This is a genomic window from Priestia sp. ABM2_011, assembly GCF_056158845.1.
Map to the genome: position 1 here is coordinate 1,809,358 of NZ_JBSWUB010000001.1, position 18,756 is coordinate 1,828,113.

The following is an 18,756-nucleotide window of genomic DNA, read 5'->3' on the forward strand; positions in this document are numbered from 1 at the left end:
CTGTTAACTAACAAATATATAAACATGCTTTTTTAAAGTTATCCACTGCTAGTATCTTGAAATAATTTAAGTTCCATATTCGTATGTGATGATAAAACGATGTTTGTTGAAGGTGTACCAAACTCCATAGCTTTATGAATAAATTCTTCTAAAGTATGTACGGACTCTGTACATATTTTTGCTATGTAACTTATTTTTCCTGCCACACGATAACATTCCATTACATCAGGATGAACGCTACAAAACGCGGCATGATCCTTACATTTTGTCGTTTCAAATAAAACAAACGCAGTTATGTTTCTATTCAATTTTTCTGCATCAACAATTGTTTTATAGCCTTTTATAATCCCGTTTTCCTCTAACCTTCTCACTCGTTCAATGGTAGAAGGAGAAGATAAGTAAACTTTTTGAGCTAATTCTTTCATTGAAATCTTAGCATTTGGCTGCAGTTCATGAAGTATTTTTCTATCTATTACGCCCATTTTATCGTCAACCTTTTTTTATTAATTATTATCAAGTAATTACCTAATTTAGTAAAGATATCTTTAGAAATAACCTAATTATTTGTATATAACATTGCATGAATATTTCATAAAATTTACTGAAAGGAGATGATTCTATGAAGAAAATATTATTACTTTTAGCAAATGGATTTGAAGCTGTAGAAGCAAGCGTTTTTACAGATGTGTTTGGATGGAATAAATTTGAGGGAGACGGCACGACTGAACTAATAACAGCGGGCTTACATCCAAAACTAACATGTACATGGAACTTTACTGTAATTCCAGAAATGCTAGTATCAGATATTAATGTAAAAGAATTTGATGCGCTTGCTATACCAGGTGGCTTTGAAGAAGCAAATTTTTACGAAGATGCTTACGATGAGAGATTCTTGCAGGTTATTCGAGAATTTCACTCAGCAGGAAAACCTATAGCCAGTGTCTGTGTTGCCGCTCTTTCACTTGGAAAAAGTGGAATTCTGGAAGGTAAAAAAGCTACTACCTATAATCACCCCACAAGTATAAGAAGAGCACAGTTAAGAGAATTTGGTGTACTTGTTCAAGACGATTATATTGTCGTAGACCACAATATAATTACTTCGTCAAACCCCAGCACCGGGTTTGATGTGGCCTTTTTACTATTAGAGAAATTAACTTCTATAGAAAATGTTCAACAGGTGAAAAACTTAATGGGATTTAACTAATCAACGAATATTGTTTTTAGCGAAGAAACGAAAATGAACCGTTTTTAAACAGTAAAAGGAAATGAGTACTTTATTTTTTGATGTTGAAATAGAAAAAGAGTTAGACTTCTCGCTAAGAGTCTAACTCTTTTTGTTTCCCTAGAATGTATAATAATATTTATCTTTTGTATAAGTTTACTTTACCTTTTTATAAGTTTGATGTATGATGTGTTTGTAGTCCAAAAAAGGAAGGTGATTACATTGAAAGAAAAAAATGGTGACTACGTTGAAAATAAAGTGTATGAACATCGGGTTTTAAACAGGATGTCTCAAAAAGAACTGGCTGACGCAGTTGGAGTATCTAAACAAACTATATATGTGATGGAGAAGAACAATTATTCGCCTTCTCTTGTTTTAGCTTTTCGAATAGCTGAGTTTCTTTCAACGTAGATGTGAACGATATTTTTAATTATGTGGGAGGACGTGACTGAAATGATAACTGACAAAATAGAAAATGCCATTTTTAACTCCTTTGAGAACCTGGACAGAACAATCAAATAGTAACTGGAATATGCTTATTTGTATTGGACTTTATATCGCTTATAGTAGCGATGCAGTTTTAATATATGTTTTTCAAAAGAAAATGGGCATGAGTGTGTCTGACGAAAGAACAAGCCAAATCGGTCTAAAAAGTGCCCTCGTTGTACTGTATGGAGTCATCTTGTGTCGACCTGATCTTCCCGAAAGAATATATGTGGCAAATCTTCTTCTTATTTAAATACTCCCTTGCATTCATTTGCTACAGGTATATATCTTGCTGTTCGATATAAAAGGGATTTTTTAAACTAGAGAATGACGCAGATTTGCCAGCAGTAAAAAAGCCATAGAAGGCTATACATTTCTTTGGCTTTAGTGTTTTAACTATAATTTTCTTACAACAACCTTATTAACTTCATGACAATCCTACTCTTATTTTTATGGTCGTCTTTAAACGAATAAGATTGATACATTTCTATAGACCAACCATCATTCATTCTCTTTCTTTAGTGCTCAACATTTCAGACATTCAATTATAGTAGACCATCGGTTACGTTTTATAAAATGAAATAGATGATGATCAATAACTAAATCATATTTATCATTAAATTTATAGTTAACTATATTCTCTACCTAGACGAGTGTGTCTCTACAGGAAAATATAGTGTTTACCGGAAAAGTATACTATAATTTATAGTAAAACAGATTCTATATTAAATTTCTCGTGAAAGCTGCCTTATCTGACAAACCGAGGCGGCTTTTACGTTTTTTATTTAAAAGGAGTATGACTATGAACAAGTATGATGAAATAGATTTTGAAAAGATCGCGCTTCACATACAGAAGCAAGTGGAAACAGACTCAAACAACGTACAGCTAAGAAAGGATGGGGTGATGGAAATAAGAGCATAAAAAAAGCTATTTCAATCGTATTGGCATCGGAGTGAAATAGCTTTTTCTATTTTACATTCAAGAGTTTGTTAGTTCATATGAAGATCCTTATATGTGAAGTATATCACAAACTATTTTTGTTGTGAAGGTAGCAAACGAAATTTGTATGACAAATTTTAAGGTACAAGAAGCAATCTCATTATTTGCGAGAGGCTGCTTCTTTATTGCGTTGATGGGGTTTGAATATTCGGTTTAGCATAACTCGTACGCAGATAGAAAAGAGTGCTTGACTTAGAAGAGAAAGAGCAGCAAGAAATAGATCTTGATAAGGTATATGGATATGCTGAATACATTAGGAAAAACAAATATCTTATATAATATAATGTTTCTATAAGCTGAAGCGTATAGTTTTAGGAAAGAATAGGGGTACAAGGATAGTATGAAATGGACAAAAGTAAAGAAAGATATGGGGAATTTAATCTGTGGTAAATTGAAGCATGGATTGAGTATTCATCTAACTAAATATAACGTTTCTCGTGGAGAGCAGACGCGTATTTGGATTACTTTAGATAAAAAGGAAGTTTTTAATGCTTCTTCAGCAGAATATTTAATGGAACATGATAACCTCTGGGAGGAAGTGAAGAGAAAAACAAGCAAACCTTTTCCCGAGTGTTTATATGAATGTTTCCCAGAATTCATTGGCCAGGTAGATGATATGGACTACACTGCAAGTATTCTAAAACATAGAGGCGTTTTTAACGCTGAACATGTTTATGGCGCTTTTATCCAGTATCCTCAGCTGACCATTCATCGAGCATTAAATTCTGAGAATATTATTCTTCAAGCTCTTGCATTAGTAGATAGAAGGTTAGGCAAGAGGACATTGGAAGCTTTAAGATATGATTCTAATGTCCCCCCCTTAATCATGCAATTTTATGAACTAAGGTGCGAGGTTGATAACATCACGCCGTTCAAACATACGCCCAGTTAATAAAAAAGGAGGCTAAACTGTGAAGCCCACAAATTTCTTCATTAAAGATATCCAAGAATTTCAATCCACTAATAAAAATTTAAAAAGTATCTTTAACACAAATAAGGAATTGCCTGACCAAGTATTTAACCAAAGGTGTGATTATTATTTATTTGAAGAGTTCTATTGGGTGATGTGTGATGATTTTTGGCCTACCGTACAATATTTAACAAAAATCTTTAGTGAAAAGGAAGTTACAGTTGCGGTTTTAGATCCACACCCCACAAACTATTTTTATAAAGAGTTTGGCTATTTTAATTACTTGAAGCTTCCTACTTCTTTATCAAGTGAAGAGTATAGGAATGCCTTAGAAATTGGACCGGAGGATTACCCTGCGGATGCCCCTTACTATAATTCAGAGAAGGTGGTATGGTTTTCTTCTTCTAAGCAGTGGGCGATATGGGGAGAAAGGAGCTTAGATATATGTGTCATAGGTTTTAATGAATCTGTTTTGTTAGACCATTTAATGACATCACCATCTAAATGGTCGTATTTAAATGAAGATGTTGAAGATTTAATTGGCTTAAATTTTAGAAATATGAAGCTTCCTCAAGACTTTAAAGACAGCTTATCAAAAAACTATGCTCATGATAGAGATAGTGGATGAGTATTATATTAATCTGTAAAAGGGACAAAGCTCTCTATAACTGCAAAAAAATTCTTTGCCCTGGAAGCAAAGGATTTTTTTATAGATAAATTCATTACGTTCAATAAGTTTCCTTCTATTACATGTGGGCAGGGGAGAACTATCGAGCAGAAAAAGAAGCTACATCAGTCCATTGCAGAGGGACTTCACACTGACTTAGACCTTTCTACAAACAATATCTTTATTACAGTAAACGAAACAACCCTTGAAAACTGGTCATTTGGGCAAGGAATCGCACAAATGGTTAATCAAAAGGAGGCACAATAAATATGAATAACGGTATTAATTCTAAGCTGCTGAACGACATGAGAGATCTTGCTCCTAACTTTGTGACTTTCTGCTTTAATCAGTATTGGCAACACTGAACAAATGTCTTTTCATCTGCAGCTGGCAAAAAAGAATGGAATGACTGAAAAAGAAATTATTGCACTAATAACTCATATGGCTTTTTACGTGGGGTGGCCAAAAGCAGCTGCAGTACTGAATATAGTAGCGGAGAAATAATAAAGGTAAAGCACATAAATATCGTTATTTTTTAGTTTGTATTTAATAGAAAAAGCTCCCTTTAATAAGGGAGCTTTTAAAGACTTTATTTAATCCATTGAAATTCTTTTAAAGGCCAATAAGCTAATTTTGCTTTTCCTACGATTTTGTCTACGGAGATTGTTCCTACTTGAGGTGATCTGCTATCTAAGCTATACATTCTATTATCTCCCATGACAAACAATTGACCTTCTGGAACTGTTTTGCTGCCTGTAAAATCCTCAAGTTTAAAATCCTCAGTTAACGGGCCTGTTACTATTTCTTTTTTGTATTGATCCAAATAAGGCTCTTCATATTTTTTTCCGTTTATATATAGCGTGTCATTGCGATATTCTATATGATCACCCGGTAAACCAATTACTCTTTTAATATAGTCTTTTTCCTTTGTAGCGTGAAAAACGATAATATCAAATCTTTTTATATTATCTGGGTTATTTTTACCCATTTCATTAAGAATAATATGTTCACTATCTTTTAAAGTAGGCATCATCGATTCGCCGTCTACTACTATAGGCGTAAATATGTACTCTCTCACCACAAAAGCCAGGATACAAGCAATAATGATGGATTTGATCCACGAAAAAATCTCTTTCTGTTTCAATTTAAAACTCCTCTACAACCGTAATACATGTTTAAGAGTATAACACAATATATAGAAATAAACCTTTAATTTAACAATTAAAGGTTTACTTAGATGATTTTTTAACAAGTTCAATAAACTTCATTGCATGATTTTGATCCTGCTTTATTATCTTTACTTTTTGGGGATCTAAAAGAATCTTTTTTATTTTATTATCTTTCCAAATGATAGTGTTATAAGATGGAACCTTATATAAATCTCTAAACCACTCCTCGAAGGAAGAAACACGTACAGCAAAGATGCTCGCAAAGGCTATTAAAGTTGTACTAGAGGAAACAGCTGATTAATACTTAATTAGATAAAAAGAAAGCCTTGTTTTATTTTGCAAAAGGCTTTCTTTTTGCAATACAAAGTCTTTTAATCTGCTAAATGCGTTTGCGCAGCAACAGATACAAAAGGGGACCGAACGAGCCAATTATTAGCGTGACTAGTGCCCATGGCCAAAAAGAACGGTTTGTCTTTTTGGCATCATGCCACATCCATACAAGCACTAGAATTAGTGCTATCAATAAATCAAAGAATATTTGCATAGAAGCATAGTTGTTAAATGCCTGAGAAAAAATACCAAGAAAGCCATAATGATATACGGCCAAACCTGTTAAAACAGAAAAAGATACTAATACTAAAATAAGTAATGCTTTTGGTATTCGATCATTTCTAGAAAGTGTGTTGCTGTCCATTGCTTTGTGGTTTTTACTTATCAATTCAATCATCCCCCTTTCTTAAAATGTAGCACTCATTACATTTTTTATCAACAAAAAAATGAATGGGAATAATGCAAAGCAGCTAAGTTTCCTTCATAATTGTATCTATACGACAGAAAAAGACAGTAAGGAGCTTTATATGAAAAAAGGTGAAAAGAAAAAACAAGAAATTATAGAAAAAACGGCTGACTATATTTTATTAAATGGTCTGCAGGCCTCCAGTTTGCGAAATCTTGCGAAAGCAGCGGAAACCAGCGATAGAATGCTACTTCATTATTTTAATGACAAAGAGGAATTATTTACGGTTGTGCTATCCTTTATTTCTCAAAAGCTTATTTACATGCTTCACAATACAGAAATGGAGAAGCATTCATTTCAGACGCTAGTTCCCCATTTGTATAACATGATGAGAGATCCTGAAGTTCGTCCATACATTAAGCTGTGGCTTGAATTAGTTGCGGTTGCATCAAAAGAAGGGGACCCATTTCATTCTGTAGCAAAGGAAATCTGCGACAGCTTTTATCAGTTCTACCTAGATATCATTAAGGTAGACGAAGGAGAGGATAAAGAACAAGTAGCAGCACTAGCTCTTGTTACAATTGAAGGAATAGCTCTCTTAGATGCAGTAGGTGACGATGCTCGTATTACAAAAGCGATTGCGGCAATTAATAAGGGTTGATCTGCAATAAGCGGAAAATAGAACCCTCTCTATTTTTTGAGTGATAGGTTAGGAACATCAAACTCTAAAAGCAAGGGAGTAAGATAGATGTAACTACTTCTCCTAGAGAACTGTACAGAAGGCCATAGCAGTAGAAATGGTGGGGGTTCTCAAAATAAGAGCATAAAAAAAGCTATTTCAATCGTATTGGCATCGGAGTGAAATAGCTTTTTCTACTTTACATTCAAGAGTTTGTTAGTTCATGTGAACATCCTTACATGTGAAGTATATCACAAACTATTTTTGTTGTGAAGATGAAAAACGAAATTTGTATGACAAATTTTATTGCGTTGAGAGATTTTGAATGGGTTATTTAGCGTGGCCCTTACGCAGAGGCTATTTTAGAACAGCTGAGCATCTTAATAAAAATTGACGTCACCTCTCAATACCTCAAAAAAACCTGCTTCTTTTAAAGGAACCTTTCAACTTCTACAGATAAACAAACACTAGTTTATCAGGTATATTGTTAAGAGAAGTTTTAAGTGGTAAGTTTGTGTTCACTATATTTGGTATAATAAGCATTTTTGGATGGCTACTCATGTACAGGAAATATAGATAACAGTAGCTCTGCCGATAAACAACCTTTTTAAAGAAAGCCATCTTATCGATAAAAATGATAAAAAGGAGGGACTCCAATGAAATTTGACGTACCTGAATTAGTTGAAGCAAAACGTCAAATTGATTCAACTTTACATAAACTCAGACAGACAGTAAAAACGTTTGAAGCTAAAGAAAATGCCGATAGATATAAATCTCAAATAACCTTAGCTAAAAGAAGGATACAAGCATTCGAACTTTCAGTAGCTCTTATTGAAAGGGAGATAAACGAACTTTCTAAAAGCTAGATGCCAGCTTTTAGAATATGAATTACAAAACGTTGGAAAACGTTATATTGCAGTAAAAGCATTTTAATTTATCTTCAATTGTCGCTTAGAGTGGAATATCAGAAAGAAAGAAACCTTAAAAATACTAGGGTTTCTTTTTTTGTAATTAGTACTCTGCGTAAGCCAGTATATCTTTTGGATTTTGGCTAAACCTGTTTCCAAAGCAGGCAGCCTTCGCACTTCTCAAAACGTATCTACGCTCTCTTTATTGCACTAAAAATAATTCATTCATTCATTTAAAAATAAGGGTTGAAGGTGACGCGACGTAATCTAATATAGTTGAACTATGACATATCAAGAAGGAGAGTAACGAAAATAAACAATCCTTTTTAGAAATGTATTCGGAACGTTATTAGAATGAAAGTAAAGGATGGGGGCATGGGAAGTGGAGAATAAAAAACGAATTCGCTCTTTAGATATATTAAGAGGACTAGCGATTCTGGGAACATTAGGAACAAATATTTGGCTGTTTGCCTATCTGGGAGATATAAATTATATATTTACTTTTAACCATAATCAATGGTGGTTATCAGGAGATGACTTTTTAAGAATCCTTTTTCTGTCCTTAATTAACGGAAAATTACTTGGCCTCTTAGCTATTATGTTTGGTGTTGGTTTAGAACTGAAATATCAGCAATCAAAACGATTAAATCAGACTTGGCCGGGAAGGTACATATGGCTGTCTTTACTTTTATTAATGGAAGGGCTTTTGCACTTTATTTTTGTCTTAGAGTACGACATTTTAATGTCTTATGCAGTAACTGCCATTGTCGTATCACTTATCGTAAAAATGCGAAAGAGAATGATACGAATAACAATGATTAGTGCAGCAGCGATTCATCTTTTCTTTATAGTACTTGTGTTCTTAGGTGTGCTAACTAACTCAATAGGAGATGAGCTAGTTGCTGTGCCAAAAGAAGTGATGAACCTTTATCAACATGGATCATGGATGAATCAAATTCAGTATCGACTTTTTCATTTTTGGGAGCTGCGCACAGAAGCAATTTTCGTCATTCCATTTAATATATGTATGTTTTTAATTGGTGTTTTACTAGTGAGAATAGGGGCTTTTGACAATAACTCCAATGGTATTAATATCAGAAAGAGGATGATGAAGACAGGACTTTTAGTTGGGCTACCTCTAAACCTATTATTATTTGTTCCTGGAGGATACTTTGATTTTCCAGTAAGGTATGTGTTTGCCCCTATTTTATCGATTGGATACATGGGAGCTATTAGTTTCCTAATTGAAAAATTTCAGGCCTTTTCATTATGGAGAGTTTTAGAAAAAGTAGGTAAGATGTCTTTAAGTTGCTACGTGTTACAGAATGTTTTAAGCTCAATTTTATTTTATGGATGGGGCCTTGGATTGGGTGGACACCCTCGTTCATTCTTCGTCATTTTTGTTTGGGTATTAATCTGTTTGTTTCAAATGTTATTTGCTACTTTGTGGCTTCGTTATTTTAAAATGGGTCCTATGGAATCAGCGCGTAAACGCTTAGCCAATTTAACTATAAGGAAAAATATAAAGAAAGATCTTAAAATGTAAGTCAGCTTCTTTTGGATGAATATCAAACATGTTATAAGAAGCAAAATTTTCACATAGAATGTTATGTTAAAGTGATATTAGGTATTGGGTATTTTAACCAATTAATAGTCCGTAGAGGAGAATTAAAGAAAATGGCTAACTTCTTCTTAATACTTATCGGCTTCTTTATTATCATTGCAAATATCGTTGGATTTATCTCCTACCAAAAAAAGAAAAGTCTATACGCTGCTGCTTTCACAATATTGATACTGGCGGCTTTATTTGGGGCAATAGGCGGTATATTAGCACTGTTGATCATTAGAGACGCTTTTGCCATATTTTATGGTTTACAAGTTGGATACTATTTACTTATAAATAGCGCAATTGTTCTGTTAATGGCAGTTATAGTCACAGTTATAAAACAATATAACAATAAATAAAAAATTTGCTTAGTAAGACTTATACTTCATAAATTTGTAGTTACCATAATCAAGACTATAGGTAGTTAAACAACAAAAAGCTCTTTCATAAGAGCTTTTTGTTGCTTAAGAGTAGAATTTAATTATCTACATTATTAGCATCAAACGTATCTTTTGTAACGTTCAATATGTGACCACTAATGTTAACTGTTTTGTTATTTACCCATTTAACTTTGGCTGTTTCCTGAGGGTAATTCCAATAGATGTTTTTCTTTTTATTAAAAACTTTATTTGTATAAGTCACTTCTCCTCTAATAGCAAAAGGTGTGGTCGCTCCACCACTTGAACGATAAATCTTTACTATGTAATCACCGTTAGGAGATGTACTTTGAGAAATATATTCTCCCTTTGGAGCAAATCGTAGATAACTAGGTGCAAAAAGAAACCACCAAACAAATCCTATAACTAGAAGAGCGCTTAATGCAACCAAACACACTATATACCGTTTTTTCAATTTCTAACCTCTATTCAGATAGACTAAATTATAATTTTGTTTCTATCTGATTATATATCAGAACTGAGTTAAAAAATCGTGAATATCATATACAAAGTTAGTTAACATAATACCTGTTTCAACAATCAAAACAGCCTTTAGATTGTTAAATCTAAAGGCTGTTAGTATATCTAGATATTTAATATTCCTTGTATGTAACAGTTACATTCTTATAATCATTAGGGCTTATTGGGTCGAATAGATAGTGGATTTTTAATTTGTTATGATTCATCCATTCTAATTTGTAGTTATTCTCGTAAAACATTCTGTAACCATCATCACCACGAATATCCACAAGTTTTTTTGATAATAATTTAAATTTCAACAGTTGATAGACCTCACTATGACGCGTTTCTTTAACCACAAAAGCTTCATTCCTGCTAGGAGAATAAAAAGTAGTGTATGCAGTATCACTATCTATAAGCAGCCACCAGCAAAAATTACTTACTATGAGAAAGGTCGAACATATAACAGTAAGGGTTTTTAACGTTTTCTCTTTTAGTTTATACATAATAATCCTGGTAACGGATAATAAGATTAGGGTATTTATAGTGAGGTTAATAGTGTCTTGAGAAAAGTTGGTGCCTTGCACGTAAATGCCATTCAAATTTAGAACAAGCATTATAATTTTCAGTAGAATACTTAATACACAAATGAATAACGTTATAACAAAATTTCTTCCCAAATTGATTTAACCTCTTTTAATTTTTAAATTCCTTTTAACCCCATTTTATCATAATTATTCTTTGGAAAGTTCTTTATATCATGTATAAAACTAGTGCACATAACCATTCTTTCCGACACACAACCCAAAAAGAATCCTTATTCCTCCAGGGACATCTATAGATTTATTGCTATTATTATTCAGCCTTTTGTAAATAAAATAAAAAAAACACTTGATAATTTGTATGCGTTTTCATATTATAAATAAAAAGGTAATAACTTTTTTAAAAACGTTGTGATGTTATGAAGAGGGAGGTGATTTTAGTATCGGCCTAGAGGAGATTACAATTTTGAAGTCTATCAAAATTGTAATCTCCTATGTGATGCATCTTTAATGTGAAGTCTTAAAAAGTGTTAATCAAAGGGGGAGAACTTATGGAACAGCCATTGGTTCAAAATGTAGAACATTCAATTAATACGCCTAAGAAACTAAGACTTAAAGAGAAGGTTGCTTATGGATTGGGAGATGTAGGAAATAACTTTATGTTAGACTTGGGTCAAATTTATTTGCTGAAGTTTTATACCGACGCGTTAGGCTTGCCTTCTGCAACAGCAGGTTTAGTATTTTTAATTACGAAAATATGGGATGCGTTCGCTGATATTACAGTAGGTACTTGGATTGATAATCGAAAGAAGATAGGTCCTAAAGGGAAATTTAGACCATTCTTTCTTTATGCTGCAATACCGCTTGCTTTGATAACGATAGTCAGCTTTACTAATCCCGATTTTTCAATAACCGGAAAGATTATATGGGCATATGTAACGTATATGGCATTTGGAACAATTTATAGCATTTCAAATATTCCTTATGGATCAATGGTACCTGCGATGACAAAAGATCCCGTTGAACGAGCAGAAATGGCATCATTTAGACAAGCAGGCTCAAATTTAGGTCTTCTTATTACAACTGTAGGGTTTATGCCGATTGTCTTAATGTTTAACAATCAATCTACTGGTTATTTAGTGGCTGTATCTATTTTTGCATTTTTGGGCGTTTTATTACAAGTCTATTGTTATGCCAATGTAAAAGAAAGATATGTGTATGAAAAACCCCAAAACACAAATGTAAAGCTGACTGACAGCTATAAAGGTCTTTTTAAGAATACGCCTTTACTCATTCTTTGTTTAGTTAATTTGTTTACCTTTTCAGCTTTTAACGTCAAGCTTGCTGTACAAGTCTATTTTTGTCAGTACGTTTTAAAAAATGTAGCAATCGTTCCTTATATGGGCTTTTTTAGTATCGGCTGTGTATTTATCGGCGTAGCAATGGTTCCTTTCATGGTTAAAAAAATTGGAAAGAAATCTACGTACATATTAGGGTGCGCGATTTGGGCTGTAGGAGATATTTTAGCTTATGTTTTTGCAGATAACGCAGTGATTTTTATTACATTAGCTTGCTTTGCTTTCTTCGGAAGCTCATTTGTAAACAGTTTGAACTGGGCATTAGTTTCTGATGCTGTAGAGTATGGCGAATGGAAGACTGGAAATCGATCTGAAGGTGTTGTGTATTCTTTCTTTACGTTCTTCCGTAAACTTTCTCAAGCGCTTGCAGGCTTTATTCCTGGCGTTGTGTTAGGAGTTGTGGGTTACGTTCCAAACGCGGTGCAAAGTGCAAATGTACTGGAGGGAATCAGAGGGTTAATGTTTATTTATCCAAGTGCATTAGCCATTGCAACGATTATTGTCATGTTTTTCTTTTATAAACTTTCAGATGAAAAATACAATAAAATCGTAGCCGATCTTGCTAAAAGTAAAAATAGAATACCAATGTAAGATGATAGGTAAAATGGACGAAATACAAAATTAATTTAATAATCTAGCAAAAAGTACTTGAAATATTGGTGGCGTTTTCATATTATAAATACAAAGGTTATTACAAATTATATAAAGGTCATTATCTTTTAGGGGTAATAGTCACTTAACTGGAGGTATAAAGATGAAGTATTTTTTAGATAGTGCAATTTTAGAGGAAATTCGTTACGCGTATGAAAACTGGGCAATTGATGGAGTTACAACAAACCCTCGCCACATTATGAACAGCGGTAAACCATTTTTAACGGTTCTAGATGAATTTGCAAGTGAATTTAAAGGAGTCGAAAACTTCCCAATTTCAGTGGAAATTAATCCTCATTTGGATAATGCTAAAGATATGGTAGAAGAAGGGACAAAGATTGCTAAGCTGTCGTCAAACTTTGTTATTAAAATTCCATGCACAGAGCCTGGCTTAATTGCAGCAAAGGAATTTGAAAAACAAGGTATTTCTACTAACGTCACTCTTGTCTTCTCGCCATCACAAGCACTTCAGCCTGCAAGAATCGGTGCTAAATTTGTATCTCCATTTGTCGGCTGGAAAGAAAATAGCGGGGACGATACAACTCAATACATTCAGGATATTGTGAATATCTATAAAAACTACGATTACAATACAGAAATCATTGTTGCTGCTTTACGTAATGGTAAACAAATTGTAGATGCGGCAAAAGCTGGTGCGCATATTGTGACTTGCGGATTTGATGTATATAAAGAAAGCTTCCAGCATGCGTTTACAGACTATGGTTTAAACAAATTTCGCAACGCTTGGGATAATACAGTCACAGAAGCTCCTGTCTTAAAATAAACATATGTATTTTATAAAAGGCGCCTCTTAGAATCTTATTATCTTCTTGGAGGGGCTTTTTACATAGAAAAGGAGAGAAGAAAACGTTGAGCAGCTTTCAATACATGAAAGACTTAAATAAACATGTACCTTTTTATCATATAGAGGACAGCAAATTTAAGCCTTATGGAAAGGTAATTAATGAATACGATTTCAGTGAACTAGAAACATATATGGATAGTTTAACTATTCCTCAAGATCAGAATGTATACGTAGCATCCGTTACTGAGATGGAAAACACCATTATTAAGAATCAGCTTCAAGAAGCTTTTTATGGTGAGATGCCTATTCAAATTGGATATTGTAATGGTCCTAATTCAACCTTAAATGGTCTTGAGTATCATAAAAGCAGTGAAATTAATATCGCTATAACGGATATGGTTCTTTTATTAGGTAAGGTACAGGAAGTTGAAAATAACTTTTTTAATTCAAGTGATGTAATCGCTTTCTTTGTACCTGAAGGAACAGCAGTTGAATTGTATGGTACGACATTACATTTTGCTCCTTGTAAGGTCAATAACGAAGGGTTTAAAACAGTCGTCATTTTACCTAAAGGAACAAATGATCCGTTATCAACTAATATTCAAAAAAGAACAAAAGAAGATGAGTTATTGTTTATGAAAAATAAATGGTTAATTGCTCATCCTGAAAGAGAGCAATTAATTAATAAAGGCGCACATCCCGGTATAAAAGGAGAAAATATTAAAGTTTATCAATAGAGCGCATGAATGTTAGACAAAAGACTAGGCTCTATTAATTGATGGGAGAGAGAAAAATGTCAGGTACCTTAAACGTAACTAAAGGGGTAAATGTGGAGATCTTACAAGATGGATTTGAAGTTGCTCTTAACGGTGTAGTTCTGCTTCAGCATACAGTACAAAAGCCAATGTTGTTTGTTGGTTATGGAGAAGAAACGATTGAAATGTATAGAGGGAACTTTGATATTAAAGATTACGTGACTGAACGTACAGCTCTTCGCTACGCAACTGTTGAAGAAGTAAAAGGGGCATATAAAATAGATTTCTCCAACTATAAAAATGGAGATCATATCCTGTCTCTTATAGTTAAGGAAGAAGACAACCGCTTAAAAGTAGAATACCAAAAACACGATGCGAACATTAACCGCTTTTGGTTACGAGTAGCTGCAGATGAACAGGAAAAAGTCTATGGATGCGGAGAACAACTTTCTCATTTTAATATGAGAGGGAAAAACTTTCCTTTATGGACATCTGAGCCGGGCGTAGGAAGAAACAAACAAACATATGTAACATGGCAAGCTGATGTAGTTGATAGAGCTGGAGGAGATTACTATAATACCAACTTTCCTCAGCCTACATATGTATCTAGTAAAAAGTACTATTGTCACGTAGAAACAACGGCATACGCGGACTTTGATTTTCGTAATGAGACGTTCCATGAACTGCAGGTTTGGGAAGTACCTGAATATATGCTGTTTGAAACGGCGGATACGTACCTTGAATTAGTTGAAAAAATTACAGGTTTATTCGGAAGACAGCCCGAGCTACCAGACTGGGTATATAACGGCGTGGTTTTAGGTATTCAAGGTGGTACAGATGTTGTTGAACAAAAATTAGAAAAAGTTTTAGCAAAAGGCATGAAAGTATCTGGAGTATGGTGTCAAGATTGGCAGGGCAAACGTATTACTTCTTTCGGCAAACGTTTAATGTGGAATTGGAAATGGAACGAGAATGAATACCCGGAGCTAGATAAAAAAATTGCAGAGTGGAAAGAAAATGATATTCGTTTTCTAGGTTACATTAATCCATATGTAGCAATAGAAGGTGATTTATATAGGGAAGCTGAAGATAAAGGGTACTTAGCATTAAATACGGAAGGAAATACGTATTTAGTGGATTTCGGTGAATTTTATTGCGGAGTTGTGGATTTTACCAACGAAGAGGCTACCCAATGGTATAAACAAGTTATTAAAGAGAACATGATTGATTTTGGATTAGACGGATGGATGGCCGACTTTGGCGAATACTTGCCTACTGACGTTGTGCTCAAAAATGGAGTTGACGCTAAGATTATGCACAATGCTTGGCCGACAATGTGGGCAAAAGCGAACTATGAAGCAGTATCAGAAGCAGGAAAACTTGGTGAAATCGTATACTTTATGCGTGCTGGATATACGGGCATACAAAAATACTGTACACTTCTTTGGGGCGGAGATCAAAGCGTAGATTGGTCGCTGGATGATGGTTTAGCTTCCGTTATTCCTGCAGCTTTATCATCAGGAATGAGTGGTTGCGGCTTACACCATAGCGATATTGGAGGGTACACAAGTCTACATGGTAATAAACGTTCAAAAGAGCTGCTGATGAGATGGGCAGAAATGGGAGCCTTCACGCCTATGATGAGAACACATGAAGGAAATCGTCCCGATGATTGTTTTCAGTTTGACGGTGATGAAGAAGCACTAGAGCATTTAGCAAGAATGTCTAATGTTTATGTAACGATGGCACCTTATATTAGATCACTTGTAGAAGAAAATGCGCGACGCGGAATTCCTGTTCAGCGACCTTTGTTTATGCACTATGAAGAAGACGAAAAAACATATGATATTCAATACCAATATTTATTTGGTGAAGATGTACTTGTTGCGCCGGTTCATCAAGAAAACCAAACAGAGTGGGAAGTATATTTACCAGAAGATCAGTGGGTCCATGTATGGAGCGGTGAAGAGCACACAGGAGGATCGGTTACTGTTCAAGCGCCATTAGGTTATCCACCTGTATTTTACCGTAAAAAATCTATATGGAGTGAGTTGTTTTCTAAACTACTTCACATCTAATTTAAGAGCTATTTATATAAGAAATGTAGTCAAACGGAAAAATCCAAACGGAAAATAGTGTTGATAAAGGTAATGATGTATTTTAAAATGGTTATAACAAATAGTTTTACGACAAGGGGAACTCTATATGCAAAATACAACAGTTTTATATGTGCCTATAGGTAGAAAAACATTTGATATTGAAGCAGCTGAAATGTATCGTCAAAAAAGTATGGAGTGGCTGAACGGCAACTGTAGTACTCTTATCGCGCCGGAGCAAATTATAACATCAGTTGAAGAATTACAGGGATTTCTTGATTCAATTAAAGGGAATAAGATTGATACCGTCTTATATCAAAGCGTTACGTTTGCTGACGGTGAATTTATGGTTAAGATATTGGAGTATTTTAAACAGCCTGTAATTGTTTGGTCCGTACGTGAGCCAAGTGTAGGGGGACGTTTACGTTTAAACTCTCTAACAGGCGGAAATAGCACCAGTAATGTGCTGCGTAATCATCAGCATCCGTTTGCATTTGTATTTGGAAATCCAGATGAGAAAGCCTTGCAGGATCGTCTATTAAGACAAATTAACGTTATGCGCGTGTTAAAAGCATTAAATGAATTAAAAATTGGGGTAGTGGGAGATTATCCGCCGGGATTCTTCTTTTCACAAGCTAACGAAGATGAATTAAAAAACGCACTTGGCGTAACTCTTCATAAGATGGATTTACAAGAAGCGTTTAAAGAGTGCGTAAAGCTTCCAGAACACGAATGGATAGGGGAAGTTGAGCGGGCAGAAAAGCAGGTGATTGGTCTGAATCGAAACGATGAAACCGTTACTAAATTCGCTCAATTTTCCACATATATTAAAAAGCACATTCAACGTGAAAAGTTAGATGCATTAGCTATGCGATGTTGGCCAGATTTCTTTAATGATTTAGGAGCTGCTCCGTGTTCAACTCTGTCTCAGTTTACGGAAGACGGAATGGTGACATCCTGTGAGTCGGATATTCATGGATCAATCTCCATGTTCATCTTGCGTGAGTTAGCAGGAGGAAATGCACCTTACCTGGGAGATTTAGTTCACATAGACGAAGAAAAAAACTCAGTTGTTTTTTGGCATTGCGGTGCAGGAGCATATTCGCTCGCGAATCCTTCTACTGGAGCAACAGCAGGGGTGCATCCTAACAGAAAAATTGGTTTTGCAATGGATTTCGGATTAAAAGCAGGAGAAGTAACGATCTTCAGGGTAAGTCATACGCCTGATGGGTATCGCCTTCTAGTGATGAAAGGAGATGCCTTAGATGTAGAGCAGCCTTTTACAGGCACATCTGTAGAAGTTGAGTTAGCGACAAATGCATCAGACACCCTTTATGAACTTATGCATGCGGGGTATGAACCTCACTTTGCACTAGTGTATGGTGATGTGACAGAACATCTAATTGAACTAGGACGTATGCTTAATCTAGAAACAAAGGTCTATGTCTAAGAAAATCGTACTTCTCTGCTACAGTAAAAGTTAGCCAATACTATATAATAATACCAAACGCTAACTTAAAAGGAGTTTGAGAACATGAAAGATACAATTGGTTCTAATAAAAATATCGCGCTTTATCTTCAAGTGAAAGATGTCTTAATTAAACGTATACAAGAGAAAGTTTGGAAGCCCAATACGTTAATTCCAACAGAACAGGAATTAATGCAAGAATTCGATGTAAGCCGTACTACCTTAAGACAAGCTATTTCCATGTTAGTACAGGACGGGCTGCTGGAAAAAAAACAAGGCAGAGGAACAATTGTAAAACCACAGCCTCTTATCGGCGGCAGCTTAGGCAAGCTTAAAGGACTAGCAGAAGAAGTAGCAGAAAAAGGATTAACACCAAATTCAAAACTCATTCGTACTGATTTTAAAAAAGATTTATATTATGAAACTTCCATGCTGGAATTGGATGCTGGAGAAGAAGTTTTAGTTATTGAACGAATTCGTTTTGCCGATGAGGTGCCTATCGCTATTGAACGTTCTTGTTGGCCTACGCATATTGGAAAAACACTAGTTGAACAAGATTTAAATCGTGCAAAATTTTACGAAGTGCTAGAAGAGAATGAAATCTTCTTGAAACGAGCTAAAGAGAAGATATCTGCGATTAATGCAACGATTTATGAAGCCGATCTGTTAGGCATACGAGGCGGAGAAGCTTTACTTGAAATGACACGAGTAAGTTATGGTTTTGATGATAAGCCACTCGAATTTACGGTAACAAAATATCGCAGTGATAAATATCATTACAATATTGAGCTTACAAGATAAA

Annotated in this window: 17 protein-coding genes and 4 pseudogenes; 17 read left to right on the plus strand and 4 right to left on the minus strand. The window is 34.5% G+C overall.

The window, feature by feature from the left end; all coding sequences use genetic code 11:
- Positions 1 to 38: 38 nt before the first annotated feature.
- On the minus strand, positions 39 to 482 hold the full coding sequence (locus ACXAE4_RS09565) for an Lrp/AsnC family transcriptional regulator (RefSeq protein ID WP_098112478.1): 444 nt from the start codon (positions 480 to 482) through the stop codon (positions 39 to 41).
- Positions 483 to 619: 137 nt separating this feature from the next.
- Here ACXAE4_RS09565 and ACXAE4_RS09570 point away from each other — a divergent pair, with 137 nt between their 5' ends.
- The 7 genes and pseudogenes from ACXAE4_RS09570 to ACXAE4_RS09600 form a co-directional block, all read left to right on the plus strand.
- Entirely contained in the window at positions 620 to 1,204 is a 585-nt protein-coding gene (locus ACXAE4_RS09570) for a DJ-1/PfpI family protein (protein WP_098112479.1), read from the plus strand.
- A 198-nt stretch (positions 1,205 to 1,402) separates the two neighbouring features.
- Positions 1,403 to 1,674 (plus strand): annotated as a pseudogene (locus ACXAE4_RS09575) (helix-turn-helix transcriptional regulator).
- 1 nt (position 1,675) lies between these two features.
- A pseudogene (locus ACXAE4_RS09580) lies at positions 1,676 to 2,032 on the plus strand (DUF2178 domain-containing protein).
- 1,016 nt (positions 2,033 to 3,048) lie between these two features.
- Positions 3,049 to 3,600 (plus strand): SF0329 family protein, encoded by a 552-nt coding sequence (locus tag ACXAE4_RS09585; protein ID WP_475235916.1) that lies wholly within the window; start codon positions 3,049 to 3,051, stop codon positions 3,598 to 3,600.
- Positions 3,601 to 3,619: 19 nt separating this feature from the next.
- Entirely contained in the window at positions 3,620 to 4,246 is a 627-nt protein-coding gene (locus tag ACXAE4_RS09590; protein WP_028414836.1) for a hypothetical protein, read from the plus strand.
- A gap of 114 nt (positions 4,247 to 4,360) precedes the next feature.
- Positions 4,361 to 4,552: pseudogene (locus tag ACXAE4_RS09595) on the plus strand (tautomerase family protein); the annotation flags it as partial.
- Between the two features lie 66 nt (positions 4,553 to 4,618).
- A pseudogene (locus ACXAE4_RS09600) lies at positions 4,619 to 4,789 on the plus strand (carboxymuconolactone decarboxylase family protein); the annotation flags it as partial.
- 85 nt (positions 4,790 to 4,874) lie between these two features.
- Here the strand turns inward: ACXAE4_RS09600 and lepB are convergent.
- A complete protein-coding gene (gene lepB, locus ACXAE4_RS09605) occupies positions 4,875 to 5,429 on the minus strand; it encodes a signal peptidase I (RefSeq protein ID WP_028414835.1) in 555 nt (184 codons plus the stop codon).
- A 404-nt stretch (positions 5,430 to 5,833) separates the two neighbouring features.
- The gene (locus tag ACXAE4_RS09610; RefSeq protein WP_051418592.1) at positions 5,834 to 6,172 is read right to left on the minus strand and encodes a DUF2834 domain-containing protein; all 339 of its coding nucleotides are present in this window, start codon (positions 6,170 to 6,172) and stop codon (positions 5,834 to 5,836) included.
- A 139-nt stretch (positions 6,173 to 6,311) separates the two neighbouring features.
- Between ACXAE4_RS09610 and ACXAE4_RS09615 the strand changes: the two genes are divergently transcribed.
- The 4 genes from ACXAE4_RS09615 (at position 6,312) to ACXAE4_RS09630 (ending at position 9,742) form a co-directional block, all read left to right on the plus strand.
- Positions 6,312 to 6,851: a TetR/AcrR family transcriptional regulator gene (locus tag ACXAE4_RS09615; protein ID WP_028414833.1), complete on the plus strand. Its 540-nt coding sequence runs from the start codon at positions 6,312 to 6,314 to the stop codon at positions 6,849 to 6,851.
- Between the two features lie 674 nt (positions 6,852 to 7,525).
- Positions 7,526 to 7,735 carry a hypothetical protein gene (locus ACXAE4_RS09620; protein ID WP_028414832.1) on the plus strand — a complete coding sequence of 70 codons (210 nt, stop codon included), beginning with the start codon at positions 7,526 to 7,528 and terminating at the stop codon, positions 7,733 to 7,735.
- Between the two features lie 409 nt (positions 7,736 to 8,144).
- Positions 8,145 to 9,323 (plus strand): DUF418 domain-containing protein, encoded by a 1,179-nt coding sequence (locus ACXAE4_RS09625; protein ID WP_098112481.1) that lies wholly within the window; start codon positions 8,145 to 8,147, stop codon positions 9,321 to 9,323.
- 131 nt (positions 9,324 to 9,454) lie between these two features.
- Entirely contained in the window at positions 9,455 to 9,742 is a 288-nt protein-coding gene (locus ACXAE4_RS09630) for a hypothetical protein (RefSeq protein ID WP_028414830.1), read from the plus strand.
- Positions 9,743 to 9,860: 118 nt separating this feature from the next.
- On the opposite strand, the gene ACXAE4_RS09635 is transcribed toward ACXAE4_RS09630, so the two are convergent.
- Positions 9,861 to 10,235: a DUF5412 family protein gene (locus ACXAE4_RS09635; RefSeq protein ID WP_475235919.1), complete on the minus strand. Its 375-nt coding sequence runs from the start codon at positions 10,233 to 10,235 to the stop codon at positions 9,861 to 9,863.
- A 1,137-nt stretch (positions 10,236 to 11,372) separates the two neighbouring features.
- Between ACXAE4_RS09635 and ACXAE4_RS09640 the strand changes: the two genes are divergently transcribed.
- From ACXAE4_RS09640 to ACXAE4_RS09665, 6 genes are all read left to right on the plus strand, one after another.
- Positions 11,373 to 12,770, plus strand: a complete 1,398-nt coding sequence (locus ACXAE4_RS09640) for a glycoside-pentoside-hexuronide (GPH):cation symporter (RefSeq protein ID WP_028414827.1) — start codon at positions 11,373 to 11,375, stop codon at positions 12,768 to 12,770.
- Positions 12,771 to 12,933: 163 nt separating this feature from the next.
- On the plus strand, positions 12,934 to 13,614 hold the full coding sequence (locus ACXAE4_RS09645) for a transaldolase family protein (RefSeq protein ID WP_014458886.1): 681 nt from the start codon (positions 12,934 to 12,936) through the stop codon (positions 13,612 to 13,614).
- Positions 13,615 to 13,700: 86 nt separating this feature from the next.
- A complete protein-coding gene (locus ACXAE4_RS09650; RefSeq protein ID WP_098112483.1) occupies positions 13,701 to 14,372 on the plus strand; it encodes a DUF4867 family protein in 672 nt (223 codons plus the stop codon).
- 56 nt (positions 14,373 to 14,428) lie between these two features.
- On the plus strand, positions 14,429 to 16,468 hold the full coding sequence (locus ACXAE4_RS09655) for an alpha-glucosidase (RefSeq protein WP_289578206.1): 2,040 nt from the start codon (positions 14,429 to 14,431) through the stop codon (positions 16,466 to 16,468).
- Between the two features lie 127 nt (positions 16,469 to 16,595).
- On the plus strand, positions 16,596 to 17,936 hold the full coding sequence (gene sftI, locus ACXAE4_RS09660; RefSeq protein ID WP_154974150.1) for a sulfoquinovose isomerase: 1,341 nt from the start codon (positions 16,596 to 16,598) through the stop codon (positions 17,934 to 17,936).
- Between the two features lie 84 nt (positions 17,937 to 18,020).
- A complete protein-coding gene (locus ACXAE4_RS09665) occupies positions 18,021 to 18,755 on the plus strand; it encodes a GntR family transcriptional regulator (protein ID WP_049165930.1) in 735 nt (244 codons plus the stop codon).
- Position 18,756: the final 1 nt, after the last annotated feature.

Coding starts and splice junctions, on each gene's coding strand:
- ACXAE4_RS09565 (WP_098112478.1), bottom strand. CDS start 482: ATGGGCGTAATAGATAGAAAAATACTTCATGAACTGCAGCCAAATGCT.
- ACXAE4_RS09570 (WP_098112479.1), top strand. CDS start 620: ATGAAGAAAATATTATTACTTTTAGCAAATGGATTTGAAGCTGTAGAA.
- ACXAE4_RS09585 (WP_475235916.1), top strand. CDS start 3,049: ATGAAATGGACAAAAGTAAAGAAAGATATGGGGAATTTAATCTGTGGT.
- ACXAE4_RS09615 (WP_028414833.1), top strand. CDS start 6,312: ATGAAAAAAGGTGAAAAGAAAAAACAAGAAATTATAGAAAAAACGGCT.
- ACXAE4_RS09620 (WP_028414832.1), top strand. CDS start 7,526: ATGAAATTTGACGTACCTGAATTAGTTGAAGCAAAACGTCAAATTGAT.
- ACXAE4_RS09625 (WP_098112481.1), top strand. CDS start 8,145: ATGGGGGCATGGGAAGTGGAGAATAAAAAACGAATTCGCTCTTTAGAT.
- ACXAE4_RS09630 (WP_028414830.1), top strand. CDS start 9,455: ATGGCTAACTTCTTCTTAATACTTATCGGCTTCTTTATTATCATTGCA.
- ACXAE4_RS09640 (WP_028414827.1), top strand. CDS start 11,373: ATGGAACAGCCATTGGTTCAAAATGTAGAACATTCAATTAATACGCCT.
- ACXAE4_RS09645 (WP_014458886.1), top strand. CDS start 12,934: ATGAAGTATTTTTTAGATAGTGCAATTTTAGAGGAAATTCGTTACGCG.
- ACXAE4_RS09655 (WP_289578206.1), top strand. CDS start 14,429: ATGTCAGGTACCTTAAACGTAACTAAAGGGGTAAATGTGGAGATCTTA.
- sftI (WP_154974150.1), top strand. CDS start 16,596: ATGCAAAATACAACAGTTTTATATGTGCCTATAGGTAGAAAAACATTT.
- ACXAE4_RS09665 (WP_049165930.1), top strand. CDS start 18,021: ATGAAAGATACAATTGGTTCTAATAAAAATATCGCGCTTTATCTTCAA.